The 15,001-nt window shown below is 71.4% G+C and carries 7 protein-coding genes and 3 pseudogenes; 3 read left to right on the forward strand and 7 right to left on the reverse strand.

The features are described from left to right. Positions 1-80 precede the first annotated feature (80 nt). The 3 genes from Srubr_RS08785 to Srubr_RS08795 are packed head-to-tail and all read left to right on the forward strand — an operon-like array spanning position 81 to position 2,743. Positions 81-959, forward strand: a complete 879-nt coding sequence (locus Srubr_RS08785) for a metal-dependent hydrolase (protein WP_189996461.1) — start codon at positions 81-83, stop codon at positions 957-959. Beyond that, entirely contained in the window at positions 959-2,017 is a 1,059-nt protein-coding gene (locus tag Srubr_RS08790) for a PDR/VanB family oxidoreductase (protein ID WP_189996460.1), read from the forward strand. Before Srubr_RS08785 ends, Srubr_RS08790 begins: the two co-directional genes overlap by 1 nt. 36 nt (positions 2,018-2,053) lie before the next feature. Next, positions 2,054-2,743, forward strand: coding sequence for a TetR/AcrR family transcriptional regulator (locus Srubr_RS08795; protein WP_189996459.1), 690 nt, complete (start codon positions 2,054-2,056; stop codon positions 2,741-2,743). A 10-nt stretch (positions 2,744-2,753) separates the two neighbouring features. Here the strand turns inward: Srubr_RS08795 and Srubr_RS08800 are convergent, their stop codons facing one another. From Srubr_RS08800 to Srubr_RS08830, 7 genes and pseudogenes are all read right to left on the reverse strand, one after another. Continuing rightward, a complete protein-coding gene (locus Srubr_RS08800) occupies positions 2,754-3,116 on the reverse strand; it encodes a 5-carboxymethyl-2-hydroxymuconate Delta-isomerase (protein ID WP_189996458.1) in 363 nt (120 codons plus the stop codon). A 31-nt stretch (positions 3,117-3,147) separates the two neighbouring features. Next, positions 3,148-8,547 (reverse strand): pullulanase-type alpha-1,6-glucosidase, encoded by a 5,400-nt coding sequence (gene pulA, locus Srubr_RS08805; protein WP_189996457.1) that lies wholly within the window; start codon positions 8,545-8,547, stop codon positions 3,148-3,150. Positions 8,548-8,558: 11 nt separating this feature from the next. Beyond that, positions 8,559-9,935, reverse strand: coding sequence for an alpha-amylase (locus Srubr_RS08810; RefSeq protein WP_189996456.1), 1,377 nt, complete (start codon positions 9,933-9,935; stop codon positions 8,559-8,561). A 180-nt stretch (positions 9,936-10,115) separates the two neighbouring features. Next, positions 10,116-11,801: a glycoside hydrolase family 13 protein gene (locus Srubr_RS08815; protein ID WP_189996455.1), complete on the reverse strand. Its 1,686-nt coding sequence runs from the start codon at positions 11,799-11,801 to the stop codon at positions 10,116-10,118. Positions 11,802-11,920: 119 nt separating this feature from the next. Further along, positions 11,921-12,825, reverse strand: a pseudogene (locus Srubr_RS08820) (sugar ABC transporter permease). Positions 12,826-12,844: 19 nt separating this feature from the next. After that, positions 12,845-13,845 (reverse strand): annotated as a pseudogene (locus tag Srubr_RS41830) (carbohydrate ABC transporter permease). Between the two features lie 103 nt (positions 13,846-13,948). Then, positions 13,949-15,001: pseudogene (locus Srubr_RS08830) on the reverse strand (extracellular solute-binding protein); the annotation flags it as partial.

The raw sequence follows: 15,001 nt of genomic DNA on the forward strand, positions 1-15,001 counted from the left end.
AGGGGGGCGCGGGGATTCGCAGCCGCGAAGGTGGGGCGCGGGGGGTTCTCAGCCGCGCTACCCGTCAGTACATTGACGCCATGTCTAATACGCAGGCCCGGGTGCCGCTCAAGGCACGCCAGGTGTCCTTCTCCTGGGACGGCACGCCGCTGCACTGGGTGCCGGGCGATCCCTTCACCACGCACACCATCAATGTGCTGCACCTGCTGCTGCCCGCCGGGGAGCGCTGGTTCGTGCGGGTGTACCAGCAGGCGCTGCCGCTGATCCGGGACGACCGGCTCCGCGAGGACGTCATCGGCTTCATCGGGCAGGAGGCCGTGCACTCCCAGGCGCACGACGAGGTGCTGCCCCGCCTGAAGGAGCTGGGGCTCGACCCGACGCCGTACACCGCGCAGGTCGACTGGTTCTTCGAGAAGCTGCTCGGCGACCGGACCCTGCCGCCGGGCAGGCCGCGCAGATGGTGGCTGCTGGAGCGGGTGGCGCTGATCGCGGCCATCGAGCACTACACGGCGTTCCTCGGGAACTGGGTGCTGAACGCCGGGGAGCTGGACCGGCGCGGCGCCGACCCGGTCATGCTGGACCTGCTGCGCTGGCACGGCGCGGAGGAGGTGGAGCACCGCTCGGTCGCCTTCGAGCTGTTCACGCACCTCGACGGAAGCTACCGCCGACGGGTGCGGACCTGGGCCACCGCCTTCACGGCACTGGTGTTCCTGTGGCAGCGCGGGGCGCGGTTCTTCATGGCGAACGACCCGACCCTCACCGATGGCAGGGCCACGCTCAAGGACTTCCACGACCGGGGCAAGCGGGGCCTGCTGCCCGGCACCGGGGACATGCTGCGGTCCATACCCCGCTATCTGAGCCGCGCCTACCACCCCGCGCGGGAGGGCGACACCGCGCAGGCCCTCGCCTACCTGGCCGTCTCCCCCGCGGCCACGGCGGCGGAACGGAGGGCCGCGTGATGCCGAAGCCGCGCACCGCCGCGCTCGTCGCGGGCGCCACGGCCGCCGCCCTGCTCACCCGGCGGGCGCTGCGCCGCCGGGTGAGCGCCTCGCCGCTGTGGCCGCTGCCCGCCCTGGACCCGCCGGTCTCCGGCCAGGCCCGGACCCGGCCCCCGCGGCTGCTGCTCACCGCGCACGAGACCATCGCCGACGGGGTGGTACGGCTGCGCCTGGAGGGCCGCGGGCTGCCGCGCTGGGAGCCGGGGGCGCACGTCGACCTGGTGCTGCCCTCGGGGCTCGTCCGGCAGTACTCCCTGTGCGGGGACCCCGGGGACACCTCCGCGTACACCCTCGCCACCCGGCTGGTGCCGGACGGCCGGGGCGGCTCCCGCGAGGTGCACGAGCAGCTCACCGAGGGCATGGAGCTGGAGGTGCGCGGACCGCGGAATCGTTTCCCCCTGGTCGCGGCGCCCGCCTACGTCTTCGTCGCCGGCGGCATCGGCATCACCCCCGTCCTGCCGATGCTGCGGGCCCTGCCGGACGGCACCGAGTGGCGGCTGCTGTACGGCGGGCGGACGCGGGCCTCGATGCCGTTCCTGGACGAGGTGGCGAAGCTCGCGGGCGACCGGCTGACGGTCGTCGCCGAGGACGAGGAGGGGCGGCCGGACCTGGCCGCGCTGTTCGCGGGGACGGCCGAGGGCACGGCGGTGTACTGCTGCGGCCCCGAGGGCCTGATGGCGGCCGTGGAGCGGGCGCTGCCGGAGGGGGCCACCCTGCACCTGGAGCGGTTCGCGCCGCGTACGGCGGCCGGCCCGGACGCCGCCTTCGAGGTGGAACTGCGCCGGAGCGGACGCACGGTGACGGTCCCGGCGGATTCCAGCGTGCTGGCCGCCGTACGCCGGGAACTGCCCGGCACCGCGTACTCCTGCGAGCAGGGCTTCTGCGGCACCTGTCAGCAGCGGGTGCTGGAGGGCGAGGTCGAGCACCGGGACGAGTTGCTGACGGATGCCGAACGGCACGACTCGATGCTGATCTGCGTGTCCCGGGCCCGCGGCGACCGGCTGGTGCTCGACATGTGATCACCGGCGGCCGAATCCGCTCGGTAAGGTGTTCGCATGAGGACCGGGGTTCGCCGCAGGATGGGCGTCGAGGAGCGTCGGCAGCAGCTGATCGGCGTCGCCCTGGAGCTGTTCAGCCAACGCTCGCCCGACGAGGTCTCGATCGACGAGATAGCCGCGGCGGCGGGCATCTCCCGTCCGCTGGTGTACCACTACTTCCCGGGCAAACTCAGCCTGTACGAGGCGGCGTTGAAGCGGGCGGCGGAGGATCTGGCGAGCCGCTTCGACGAGCCGCGCGAGGGACCGCTCGGCGCCCGGCTGCTGCGGGTGATGGGCCGCTACTTCGACTTCGTGGACGAGCACGGCCCCGGTTTCTCGGCGCTGCTGCGCGGTGGCCCGGCGGTCGGCTCGTCGGCGACCAACGCGCTCATCGACTCCGTACGGCAGGCCGCCTACGACCAGATCCTGTCGCACCTGGGCGTGACCGAGGCGTCGCCGCGGCTGGAGCTGGTGGTCCGCTCCTGGATCTCGCTCGCCGAGTCCACGGCCCTGATCTGGCTGGAGGGCAGGCGGGTGCCGCGCGCCGAGCTGGAGGCGCAGCTCGTGCACGACTTCGCCGCGCTGGCCGCCGTCAGCGCCGCCCACGACGAGGGCATGGCCGAGCTGGTGCGCACGCTGGTGAAGGACGAGCCGGCCGACGGCCCCTTCGCGGTGCTGGCCGGCCGGCTCATCGCGCTCGGTTCCTGAGCGGGGCGCCCTACGCGTCGGCCTTCCGGTACGACGGGTCGAGGTCGCGGATCTCCGCGGAGGCGTGCAGGGTGAACGCCCCGCCCGCCACATGCTCCCGCAGCAGCTCCACGGCCCGCTGCGTCAGCCGTGCCTTCGTCTCGTCGGGGCGCCCGGCGAGCAGCCCGATGGTCACGTGCGCGACGGCGTGCCCGCGCGCCCCGGGGTCCTCGTACCCGAACGCCGTGAACGCGCTCGGCCGGAACTGCGTCTTGCACGCCTCCGGCTTCGCCGCCGCGATCTCCACGACGGCCTCGTGCAGCGCCCGCGCGAACCCCGCGCGGTCGAAGGCGTCCTCCATGAGGCCGGAGTAGTCGATGGTGATCTGCGGCATGCGCACTCCTGTCCTAGGCAACGGCCTCACCCTAGTTCCCCGCCCGGGTGAACACCGCGACGGTCCGCGCCGGGACGGTGAACGTGCCCGAACCCTCCGCGTAGGACGAGGACTTCACGGTGTCGTCCGCGCCGGTGGCCTGCACGGGGTGGAGGGTGTAGGAGGTGCCGGCGAGGGCGCCGACGCGCTGGTCCTGCCGTTCGGGGGTGGCGTTGAAGACCACGACCAGGTTGCCGAGCTTCATGGTGATCACACCCGGGGTCTCGTTGCTGCCGGACAGCGGGAAGGAGAGCCGGTCCTGGACCTCGGCGGTGGTGGCCAGGGAGAAGGCCCGCTCGGTGGTCCGGATGCGCAGCAGGTCCCGGTAGGCGGCCGAGGCCCCGGTGATCTCCGGGCAGCCGACCCGGACCGTGCGGAGCAGCGGCCTGGCGTAGTCCCACTTGGACCGGTTGTCGGCCGCCGGGGGCAGCCCGCGGCCGGAGCCGTTGCCGTCGGCGCAGTCCCAGTGGATGGCGTTGAACCAGTCCCCGCTGTCGAAGGAGTTGCGGTCCAGGGACTTCGAGCGCAGCAGGTCGCTGCCCGCCTGCGACAGCGCCGGCCCCTGGGAGAGGGCGGCCGTGGCCATGGCCAGGACCTGCATCCGGGCCCGGTCACCGGCGGACGTGCCCTGGGGCAGCTTGTAGGCCAGCGCGTCGAACAGCGACTCGTTGTCGTGCGCGTCCGCGTAGGCCAGGGCGTCGCCGGGGGCGTCGGCGTACCCGGCGGGTGAGCCGTTGTAGTCCACCTCCGCGCCCGTGACCCGCCTGCCCACGGTGTCCGTGAAACGGAACCCGGCGAGGTTCCCGGTGAGCCCGACCTTGATCAGGTCCTGGTAGTGCAGCAGCCGGGCCCGCTGTTCCTCCTTCGTGCCGTTGGCGGCGGAGGTGTTGGGGTCGGTGTACAGCCCCGAGGCGAAGCCCTGCACGCCGGGGTCGGCGTCGAAGGGGCCACCGCCGCGCACCGCGTCCCGGGCCCGGTCGGAGAAGGTGGCGATGCCGGTTCCGGCCATGTTCTTCTGCGTGGCCTGTACGAACCGGGCGTCGTCGGCGACCTCGCCGAAGTTCCACCCCTCCCCGTACAGAATGATCTCCTTGCCGTCCACGCCGTCCTTGGCGAGGGTCAGCGCGTCCAGGGCCTTGCGGACGGCCAGGATGTTGGCCTTGGGATGGTGGCCCATGAGGTCGAACCGGAACCCGTCGACCTTGTACTGCCTGGCCCAGGTGACGACCGAGTCCACCACCAGCTTGCCCATCATCGCGTGCTCCGGCGCGGTGTTGGCGCAGCAGGTGCTGTTCGCCACCGACCCGTCCGCCAGCAGACGCTGGTAGTAGCCCGGCACGATCCGGTCCAGTACGGAGGTGTCCGCCTGCCCGCTCGCCGCCGTGTGGTTGTACACCACGTCCATCACCACGCGCAGCCCGGCCTGGTTCAGCGCCCGCACCATCCGGCGGAACTCGACCGTCCGGGCCGTACCGTCGGGGTCGGTGGCGTAGGAGCCCTCGGGGACGGTGTAGTGGTACGGGTCGTATCCCCAGTTGTACGCGTCCTTCGCGGCCGCCTCGGCCACGCACTCCTGCTGCCGCTCGGAGTCCGCCGGGAACGCGGCCAGGTCGCAGTCCGGGACCGCCTGGTGCGCCTTGCGCTCGGGGATCGTGGCGATGTCGAAGGCGGGCAGCAGGTGCACGTACGACGTCCCCGACTCGGCCAGCTTCCTCAGGTGCCGGGAACCGTCGCTGTCCTTGTCGGTGAACGCCAGGTAGGTGCCCGGGTGCCTGGAGGTGCGGTCCTCGACGGAGAAGTCCCTGATGTGCAGCTCCTGGATCCGCGCGTCCCGCAGCGGCACGGCCTTCGGCTTGCGCAGGTCCGACCAGCCCGCCGGGGCCAGGGACCTGTCGTCCAGGTCCACGACCAGGCTGCGCTCGGAGTCCGCGGTGAGCGCGAGCGAGTACGGGTCGGTGACCTTGTTGGTGACCACCTTGCCCGCGCTGGGCGCCCACACCTTCACCACGTACCGGTACGGCTTGCCCTTCCAGGACGCCGGCCCCGTCACGGACCACACGCCCGTGGAGTCGTCCCGCCGCATGCTCCTGACCGAACCGTCCAGCTCCAGCGACACGCTCCGCGCCGTCGGGGCCCACACGGACAGCGTGGGCCTTCCGTCGCGGAACACCGGTCCGAGGTGCGCCTTCGTGGCACCGGGGTAGAGGTCGTCCAGCACACCGGCGGTCTGCACACCGGTCGCCGCCAGCACGGCCCCGTTCTCCGCCCGCTGCGAGACGACCAGCTGCCCCTTGACCGCTTCACGCACCCGGTCCCGGTCGCGCGGGTCCACGGACCAGGCGGCGTAGTCCTTCAGGTGGGGGAACTTCGCCTTCTGCGCGTCGGTCAGGGCCGTCTTCCCCAGCCTGATCCAGCGCTCGTCGTCGCTGCTCAGGGTCCCGTCCCGGACGGTCAGGGAGCCGTCGAGGGAGTACAGCAACTGGGTGGAGGCGGCACCCGCCACGCCGTTCCAGGCGACGGTGTCCCGGTCGATCCACACCGCCTCGGCGGTGGTGAGGTCGAGCGCGGCGGCGGTGCCGGCCGGCTGCGGCAGCAGGTGCTTCTCCTGGCCGCTCACCAGCCACACCTCGTGGCCGTCGGCCGTGAGGTCAAGGCTCCGGTCGGCCGGGAGGTCCTTCTCGTCGCCCTTGTGGATGATGTAGCCGAGACTGGTGGCACCCGCGGTGAGGGGCACCTCGAAGACCGCGCCATAGGCATCAGTCTTCACCGGCTCCAGCGGCCGCGACCAGTCGGTGGGGTGCGCGGCGCCCGTCCAGACGTGCAGGCCCCAGCCGTCGTAGTCCCCGTCGGCGCGGTGGTAGTGCAGGACGGCCTTGGCCGGGTCCTGGGCGGGGTGGTCCGGCCGCTCGGTGCGCACGTCGGCCTCGCCCTGTTCGATCCACACCTCGCCGGTGCGGGTGACGTCGATGAACCGGTCGGCGGAGATGTCCTTGTTCCCGTCCTTGTCGACGACCAGGAACCCGACGTTCGAGGCGCCCGGCCGGAGCTTGACGTAGGCGAAGGCGCCGTAGGCGTCCCGGCCGATGAAGGGGTGGCCGGCCGGCCAGGTGGTGGCCTCGCCGTCGGCCAGGTCGCCCCAGGCGTACAGGCCCCAGCCGTCGTAGTCGCCGTCGGGGCGCTTGTAGTGCACGATCGCGTAGTCCCGGGAGGAGGCCCTGGGGACCTCGGGCGCGGGCGGGGTGCCGGTGGTGCTGCTCGCCGTGGCGCTCGCGGTGTGCCCGGCCGAGTCGATGACGACGGCCTTGTAGCGCAGGGCGGTCCCGGCGGGCACGTCGGTGCCGAGGGTCTGGGTGACCTGGTAGGGGGCGTGGTCGGCGGAGCCGAGCGTCCGCCACTTCCCGTTGCCGACCTGGGCGGCGAAGACGACCCGGTTGAGCTGTCCCCCATCGACGTCGGCCCTGAGGTCGACCGTTCCGGTGGCTCCGGCGGCCGGGGCGGTCAGGGTGATCGTGGGCTCGGCGGTGGGCTCGGCGAGCTTTCCGGCCGCCTTGTAGACGACGGCGGACCCGGCCGGGACGGTGACGGTGAGCCGCCGGTCGCCGTCGGAGCGCACCGGGCCGGTGGCGCCGTGGATCCCCCGGTACGTCATGTCCGGCGACCCGGTCGCGAAGGTCGCCGTCCGCTCCGAGCCGGCGTTGTTGAAGGCCACGACGTACTCCTGGCCGGACGCGGCGTCGGTGCGGGTGAAGGCGTAGATCCCGGGGCCGTCGGCCGCGTACCGCTCGGTCTGCACCCCGTCCGTCAGGGCCGGCTCGGCCTTGCGGAGCCGGGCCAGGTCCGCGATCCGCCGGTACAGCGGGGCGCCGGTGTCGTAGGCGGCGCTCGCGTGGGTGCGGTCGGTGCCGATCTCGTCGTCGTCCAGGTAGTCGGCGACCTTGGAGGCGAACATGGTCTGGCGGGCGTCCTTGTCGCCGCCGGAGCCGGTGAAGCCCTGCTCGTCGCCGTAGTAGACGACCGGGTTGCCCCGGCTGAGGAACATCAGCTCGTTGGCGAGCCGGTCCTTGGCCAGGATCTCGGCGTCGGTCGCGTTCGGGTTGTCCTGCTTCAGGAAGGTTCCGATGCGGCCCATGTCGTGGTTGCCGAGGAAGGTGACCTGTTCGTAGGCGTTGGCCTTGTCAGTCGTGTACTTGTGGTCGGCGCCGAAGACGGCCGCCAGCTTCCGGGCGCTGCCGCCCTGGGAGGCGTAGGCGCGGGCCGCGTCCTGGAAGGGGAAGTCGAGGGTGGCGTCGAGCCGGCCCCGGGTGACGTACGGGGCGGTGACGGCGGGGTCGGCGGAGTAGACCTCGCCGAACATGAAGAAGTCCTTCCGGCCGCGCTCGGCCGCGTAGCGGTCCAGCGCGGTGGCCCACTGGGTCCAGAACTCCATGTTCACGTGCTTGACGGTGTCGATCCGGAAGCCGTCGACGGCGAAGTCCCGCACCCAGCGCTGGTAGATCCGCTCCATCCCGCGGACGACCTCGGGGCGCTCGGTCCACAGGTCGTCCAGGCCGGAGAAGTCGCCGTAGGTGGTGGACTCGCCGGTGTACGTGGAGTCGCCCCGGTTGTGGTACATCGCCGGGTCGTTGAGCCAGGCCGGGACCTTGGCCTGGCTGGTCGCCCTCGGGGTGTGGGGAAAGGAGCCGGTGCCGACGGGCGGGAACTTCCCCGTGCCGTCGGCGTGGTCGGCGTCGTCGAAGGGGCGGCCGTCCTCGGTGAGGTAGGGGAAGGCGCCCTTGGAGAGGTAGTCGTAGGTCTTCTCGTCGTAGTCGACGACGTCGGCGGTGTGGTTGGTGATGACGTCGAAGAAGACCTTCATGCCCTTGGCGTGGGCCTTGGAGATGAGGTTCTTCAGGTCCTGGTCGGTGCCGAAGTGGGGGTCGACCTGGGTGAAGTCGGTGATCCAGTACCCGTGGTAGCCCGCCGAAGCGTTGCTTCCGGTGCCCTGCACGGGGCGGTTCTTGAAGATCGGCGCCAGCCAGATGGCCGTGGTGCCGAGCCCCTTGATGTAGTCCAGCCGCTGCGTCAGGCCCTTGAGGTCGCCGCCCTGGTAGAAGCCCTTGTCCGTGGGGTCGTAGCCGGTGCGCAGCCGCGAACCGGTCAGACCACCGCGGTCGTTGGACGGGTCACCGTTGGCGAAGCGGTCCGGCAGGACGAAGTAGAACTGCTCGCGGGTGGCGTCGTGCCGGGCGGGTGCGGCGGCCAGCTTCGCGTCCGAGGGAGGCGCGGGCGGGCCGGCCGCGTGGGCGGCCAGGGGCGACAGCAGCGTGGCGGCGAGGGCCGCGGCGCTGACGGCCGCGGCACCGGCGCGCCGCCGGGTACGGCGCCTGGGCGGCGCCGGCCATCGTGGTGTCACTGGGTGGCTCCTCAGCAGTCCGGCTTGCCGGCGTACAGCGCCAGGGCGGTGTCGGGGGCCAGGGTGGCGGTGAACTGACCGCCGGCATTCACCGTCACCGGCCTGTTGCCCTGCACGTCGCAGTAGGTCCCGGCGGGCAGGGAGGTCTGGTAGGTGCGGGTCATGCTGCCCGGCTCGTGGTTGATGGCCACGTATCCCTTGGCGCCCCGGCCGAAGGCGACCCAGTCGTTGCCGTTGTCCCACCAGTTCGTGACCGCCTGGCCCCGGGTCGCGTTGCGGAAGGCGACCATGGACTTGATCTCCGGCCAGGCATGCTGGCACTTCCAGCCGCTTTGCCAACAGGCGTCCACCCGGCCGCCGTTCGGCGGGCCGGCGTCGGCGTCCGACCACTCGTAGCCGGAGTTGACGTCGGGGGCGCCGTACGGCCAGGCCAGCATGAAGACGTTGGCCAGGGTGTAGTTCGCGCCGCTCTTGTAGGAGAGCGTGCTGCCGTTGCGCTCGGTGTCGTGGTTGTCCACGAAGACGCCCGCGGCCGAGCCGCTCAGGTAGCCCCAGCCCTCGCCGTAGTTCTTCAGGTACGCCAGCTTCTCGGCGGTGAAGACCCGCTTGAGGTCGTAGGCGTAGCGGAACTCCTGGACGTCTCCGTTGCCGGTGTACTCGGAGGGCTGGACGGCCTCGCCCGCGCCGTGGATGACCTCCTGCTTCCAGTGGACCGACGGGTTGGTCAGCCGGCTCTTGATGTCCGCCAGGTCCGCGGCCGGTATGTGCTTGGCCCCGTCGATCCGGAAGCCGTCCACGCCCAGGCTCAGCAGGTCGTTCAGATAACCGGCGATCGCCTTGCGGACGTACTCCTCGCCGGTGTCCAGGTCGGCCAGGCCGAGGAGTTCGCAGTGCTGGACGTTCCAGCGGTCGGAGTAGTCCGAGATCTGGGCGGTGCAGTCGTCGAAGTCGTAGGACGAGTACAGGCCCGGGTAGGCGTACTTGGTGTACGACGAGCCGCCGGTGCCGGTGCCCGAGCCGGCCGACATGTGGTTGACGACGGCGTCGGCGACGACCTTCACCCCGGCCGCGTGGCAGGTGTCCACCATGTTCCGGAACGCCGTGCGGTCGCCGAGCCGGCCGGCGATCTTGTACGACACCGGCTGGTACGACGTCCACCACTGGGCGCCCTGTATGTGCTCGGCGGGCGGGGAGACCTGGACGTATCCGTAGCCGGCGGGGCCGAGGGCGGTGGTGCACTCCCTGGCCACGGAGTCGTAGTTCCACTCGAAGAGGACGGCGGTGACGTCCTTGGTGCCGGGCGGGGCGGCCTCTGCGGTAGTCGGGGTCATGCCCATCAGGGCGGCGGCGGTGAGGGCGACCGCCGTGGGGAGTGCGCTGCGTGCCATGTGGGGTTCCTTCGACGGTGAAGGGGGTGGGGGCCGCTGAAGCGGTTTGCTGAAACTTTTCAGCAAGCTTGCGGTGACGCAGATGGTAAAGGCCCGCTGCCCGGAAGGCAGCGGGCCGGAGTGAAGGTGATGCGGGAAAGTTCTCCGACGGAGCGTCAGGGGGCCGCTCCGGTGCGGGCGTCAGCGCTCCGCGGACCACCAGACCGTGGTGTCGGCGGGCACCTTCGTCTCGCCGTCCGCCTCGGTGACCTCGCCGCTGGCGAGCAGCACCCGGCCGTGGGACGGCATCGTCACGGACTCGCCGGTGGTGTTGGCCACGCACACGAAGTCGCCCCGCCGGAAGGCCAGGACGCCCTCCGGCGCGCGCAGCCACTCCACCGACTCGCCCGCGCCCAGGTCCGGCCGCTCCCGGCGGACCCGCAGCGCCGACCGGTACAGCTCCAGCGTGGAGCCGGGGGTCCCGGTCTGCGCCTCCACGCTCAGCTCGGCCCAGGCCGGCGGCTGGGGCAGCCAGCTTCCGCCGTCGCCGAAGCCGTAGGAGGAGCCCGTACGGGTCCACGGGATCGGCACCCGGCAGCCGTCGCGGAAGCCGTCCTGGCCCGCGCCGCGGAAGTACGCCGGGTCCTGGCGGACCTCGTCGGGCAGGTCCACGACGTCCGGCAGGCCCAGTTCCTCGCCCTGGTAGAGGTAGGCCGAGCCGGGCAGGGCGAGCATCAGCAGGGTGGCGGCGCGGGCCCGGCGCAGGCCCAGCTCGCGGTCGCCGGCCGTGCGGATCTGGGTGCCGAGGCCGGGCGGGTTGGCGAAGCGGGTGGCGTGCCGGGTGACGTCGTGGTTGGACAGCACCCAGGTGGCGGGGGCGCCGACGGGGCGCATCGCGTCCAGGGTGCGGTCGATGACCGTGCGCAGCTCCTCGGCGTCCCAGGCCGTGCCCAGGTACTGGAAGTTGAACGCCTGGTGGAGTTCGTCGGGGCGCACGTAGTTCGCGGTGCGCTCGACGGTCGGGGTCCACGCCTCGGCCACGAAGATGCGGTCACCCGAGTACTCGTCGAGGATGCGGCGCCACTGGCGGTAGATGGCGTGCACGCCGTCCTGGTCGAAGAACGGCATGACGTCATTGCCCAGCAGCTTGACCTGGTCGTGAGTGCCGAGGTCGGGCAGGCCCGCCGCCTTGACCAGGCCGTGGGCGACGTCGATGCGGAAGCCGTCCACGCCCATGTCCAGCCAGAAGCGCAGGATCGAGCGGAACTCGTCGCCGACGGCCGGGTGTTCCCAGTTGAAGTCGGGCTGCTCGGGGGCGAACAGGTGCAGGTACCACTCGCCGGGGGTGCCGTCCGGCTCGGTCACCCGGGTCCAGGCCGGTCCGCCGAAGATGGACTCCCAGTCGTTGGGCGGCAGTTCGCCGTTGTCTCCCTTGCCGGGGCGGAAGTGGTAGCGCTCGCGCAGCGGGGAGCCGGGACCCTCGGCGAGGGCGCGCTTGAACCACTCGTGCCGGTCGGAGGAGTGGTTGGGGACCAGGTCCACGATGACGCGCAGGCCGTGCGCGTGGGCGTCGCGGATCAGCGCGTCGGCGTCCAGCAGGGAGCCGAACATCGGGTCGACGGCGCGGTAGTCGGCGACGTCGTAGCCGGCGTCGGCCTGCGGGGAGGCGTAGAAGGGGCTGAGCCACACCGCGTCCACGCCGAGGTCGCGCAGGTACGGCAGGCGGGAGCGTACGCCCTCCAGGTCGCCCATGCCGTCGCCGTTGCCGTCGGCGAAGCTGCGCGGGTAGACCTGGTAGATGACCGCGTCCCGCCACCAGTCGCGGCGGTCGGCGACGGTGACGGCGCTGGAGTGGCGGGCCGGTGCGGCGGAGTGCTGCTGGCTCATGGCGTCCTTGATACGTAACTGGTGCATGGTGGGCGGTCGTTGATGGCCGGAGTACGAGGCGGGCCGCGGTGGCGGCGGGGTCGGTTGGGCCACCGCGGCCCGCCCGGCCGGTGCGGGCGTCAGCCCTTGGTGCCGCCGGCGGTGAGGCCGGTGACCAGGTTCTTCTGCACGAGGTAGAAGAACACCGTCACCGGTATCGCGATCAGCACCGCGGTGGCGGCCATGTAGTTCCACTGGGCGTCGTGCTCGCTGACGAAGGTCTGCAGGCCGACGGCGAAGGTGTACTTGGAGTCGTCCAGCAGGAAGGTCGTCGCGAAGGCGACCTCGCCGACGGCGGTGATGAAGGTGTAGAACGCGGCGACGGCCAGCCCCGGGCGGGCCAGCGGCAGGATCAGCCGGAAGAAGGTGCCGAAGGGCTGAGCCGTCCACCAGCCCGGCCTCGTCGATCTCGAACGGGATGGTGTCGAAGTAGCCCTTCAGCAGCCAGGCGCTGTACGGCCACGGCGGTGGAGCAGTTGATGGCGATCAGCGCCCAGTAGGTGTCGATGAGGCCGAGCTCGCTGAAGATCTCGTACATCGGCACGATCAGGATGGCGATCGGGAAGGCCTGGGTGAGCAGCAGGACCCACATCAGCTGCTTGTAGCCGGAGAAGCGCATCCGGGAGACCGCGTAGCCGGTGGTGGCGGCGACGAGGACACCGATCACGGTGGTGCCGAGGGCCACGATCAGCGTCGACTTGAACCAGTCGAGGAAGCCGGTGTGCTGGAGCACGAAGCTGTAGTTGGAGAAGGTCAGCTTGCCCGCGATGCCGCCCGGGTGGAGGTAGTCGTCCTTGTCCGGGCCGAGGGACAGGTAGCACAGCCAGGCCACCGGGGCGAGGGCGATCAGGCTGGCCAGGGCGAGGCCGCCGTGCAGCAGGGCGGTGCCGAGCGGTCCGCGCTCGCCGCGCCGGCGGGTGCGGCGGACGGGTACGGCGGCGGGGGCCGGCGCGGTCTTCGTGGTGTCCAGGGTCGTGGTGCTCATGGCGGCGGCTCCTGCGGCGTCAGACGGCGAGTTGGTCATTGCGCTTCAGCCAGCGGAAGTAGAAGGAGGTGAAGACGGTGAGGATCGACAGCAGCAGCACGCCGTAGGCGGCGGACTGGGCGAAGTCGCGCGGCTGCTGGCCGAAGCCAGCTGGTAGGCCCAGGTGACGAGGATCTGGGCGTCCGGGGCGGAGTTCTTGCCGAACAGCAGGAAGATGATGACGAACTGGTTGAAGGTCCAGATGACGCCGAGCAGGACCACGGTGGAGCTGACCGCGCGCAGTCCGGGCAAGGTGACGTGGCGGAAGCGCTGCCAGGCGCTCGCGCCGTCCATCTCGGCGGCCTCGTAGAGCGTGGAGTCGATGGACTGCAGCCCGCCGAGCAGCGAGAGCATCATGAACGGCACACCGCACCAGGTGTTCACCATGATCGCGGCGAACCGCTGCCAGAAGGTGTCCTCCAGCCAGGCCGGCTGGGGCAGGTGGAGGGCGCCGAGGAGCTGGTTGAGCGCGCCGGAGTCGGCGAGCATGATCCCGCCAGGAGAAGACGGTGACGAAGGTCGGCACGGCCAGGGCAGGACGAGCAGCAGCCGGTAGACGGTGCGGCCGCGCAGCTTCTGGTGCAGCATGAGCGCGAGGCCGAGCCCGAGGGCGTAGTGCAGGGCGACGCAGGCGGCCGTCCAGAAGACGGTCCACAGGAAGTGCGACCAGAACCGGTCGTAGGCCGTCGGGCCGAACAGGAGTCCTGGTAGTTGTCCAGGCCGATGAACTCGTAGGTGGCGTCGATGTGGTTGACGCCGATCGTCCGCGCCGAGTTGAGGCTGTGTGCGTCGGTGAGGGTGAGGTAGAAGCCGCGGGCCGCGGGTAGCCGACGAGGACGCCGAGCACGATGACCACCGGGGCGATCATCGCGTAGGCGTACCAGTACTTCTGGAGGCCGTTCTTGACGCGCTGCCCCAGCCGGGACGAGGCGCGCGGTCCCCGCGGCGCTTGCCGGTGGCTCGGTCGATGGCGACTGTCATGGTTCGACACCTTCATTGGATCAGGGGGGCGGGCCGGGCACAGGGCGGTGGCCGCCGGTCTCCTCCCACGCGCGCGGCGGGAGCGGCCGACGGCCACCCGGGCTCACTTGCCGAAGCCGTCCAGCAGCTCGGAGAGGCCAGTCGGCGTGCCCAGGCCCTTGTCCAGCGACTCCTTGCCGCCGGCGACATTGGCCGCTCGGTGTCGAGCGGGACCCACAGGGAGCTGTACTCGGCAGTGCCGGCGGGGCTGGGCGGCGGCCAGGACGCCCTGGTAGCCGGCGATGCCGGGTCGGCCTTGACCTGCGCGGTGTAGGCGTCGGAGCGGGTGGGCAGGGTGAGTTCTTCAGGGCGATGGTCTCCTGCGCCTGGCGGAGGTCATGAAGTTCACGAACTTCAGGGCCGCGCCTGTGGGCCTTGTCCGAGCCGGCGTACACCGACAGGTTGTGGCCGCCGGTCGGGGCGCCCGCCTTGCCGGTGGAGCCGGCCGGGACGGTGGCGATGCCCAGGTTCTTCTTGTCCTTGAAGGCGCTGCCCTTGTAGAAGTTCGTGATCTCCCAGGGCCCTGGATGATCGCGGGACCTTGCCGTTGACGAACGCGTCCTGGAGTGGGCGTAGGCGTCGGCGGTGGTGTCGGCCTTGTGCAGGCCCTTGCCGGAGAACAGGCTCTGCCAGGTGCCGTAGCCCTTCTTGGCGGCGGCCGAGGTCACGGTGATCTTCTTGGCGGCGGGCGTCGACGGTGTCGGTGCCCTCGCCGTAGAGGAATGGCGGGGCGTAGTAGGCCTGGACGGAGCCCCAGTAGCCGTCGGCCCCGGTCTTGTCCTTGATCTTCGCGGCGGCGGCCTTCAGCTCGTCCAGGTCCCCCGGGCCTCGGTGAGGCCGGCCTTCTGGAACAGGGCCTTGTTGTAGACCAGCGCGAGGTGTCGGTGACCAGCGGGACGCCGTAGGTCTTGCCTCCGTACTGGGCCTGCTTGATCAGGCTCGGCTGGAACTTCGCCTGGTCGGCGAGGGCCTCGGTGCCGTCCAGCGGCAGGAAGAAGCCCTTCTTGGCGAAGGCGGGGTCCAGCCGACCTCGGAGCGCAGCACGTCCGGGGCGCCGGTGGCGCCGGCCGCGGTGTCGAACTTGTTCTGCGCCTGGTCGAAGGGCACGTTGACGTAC

It is taken from the genome of Streptomyces rubradiris (assembly GCF_016860525.1).
Lineage (GTDB): Bacteria > Actinomycetota > Actinomycetes > Streptomycetales > Streptomycetaceae > Streptomyces > Streptomyces rubradiris.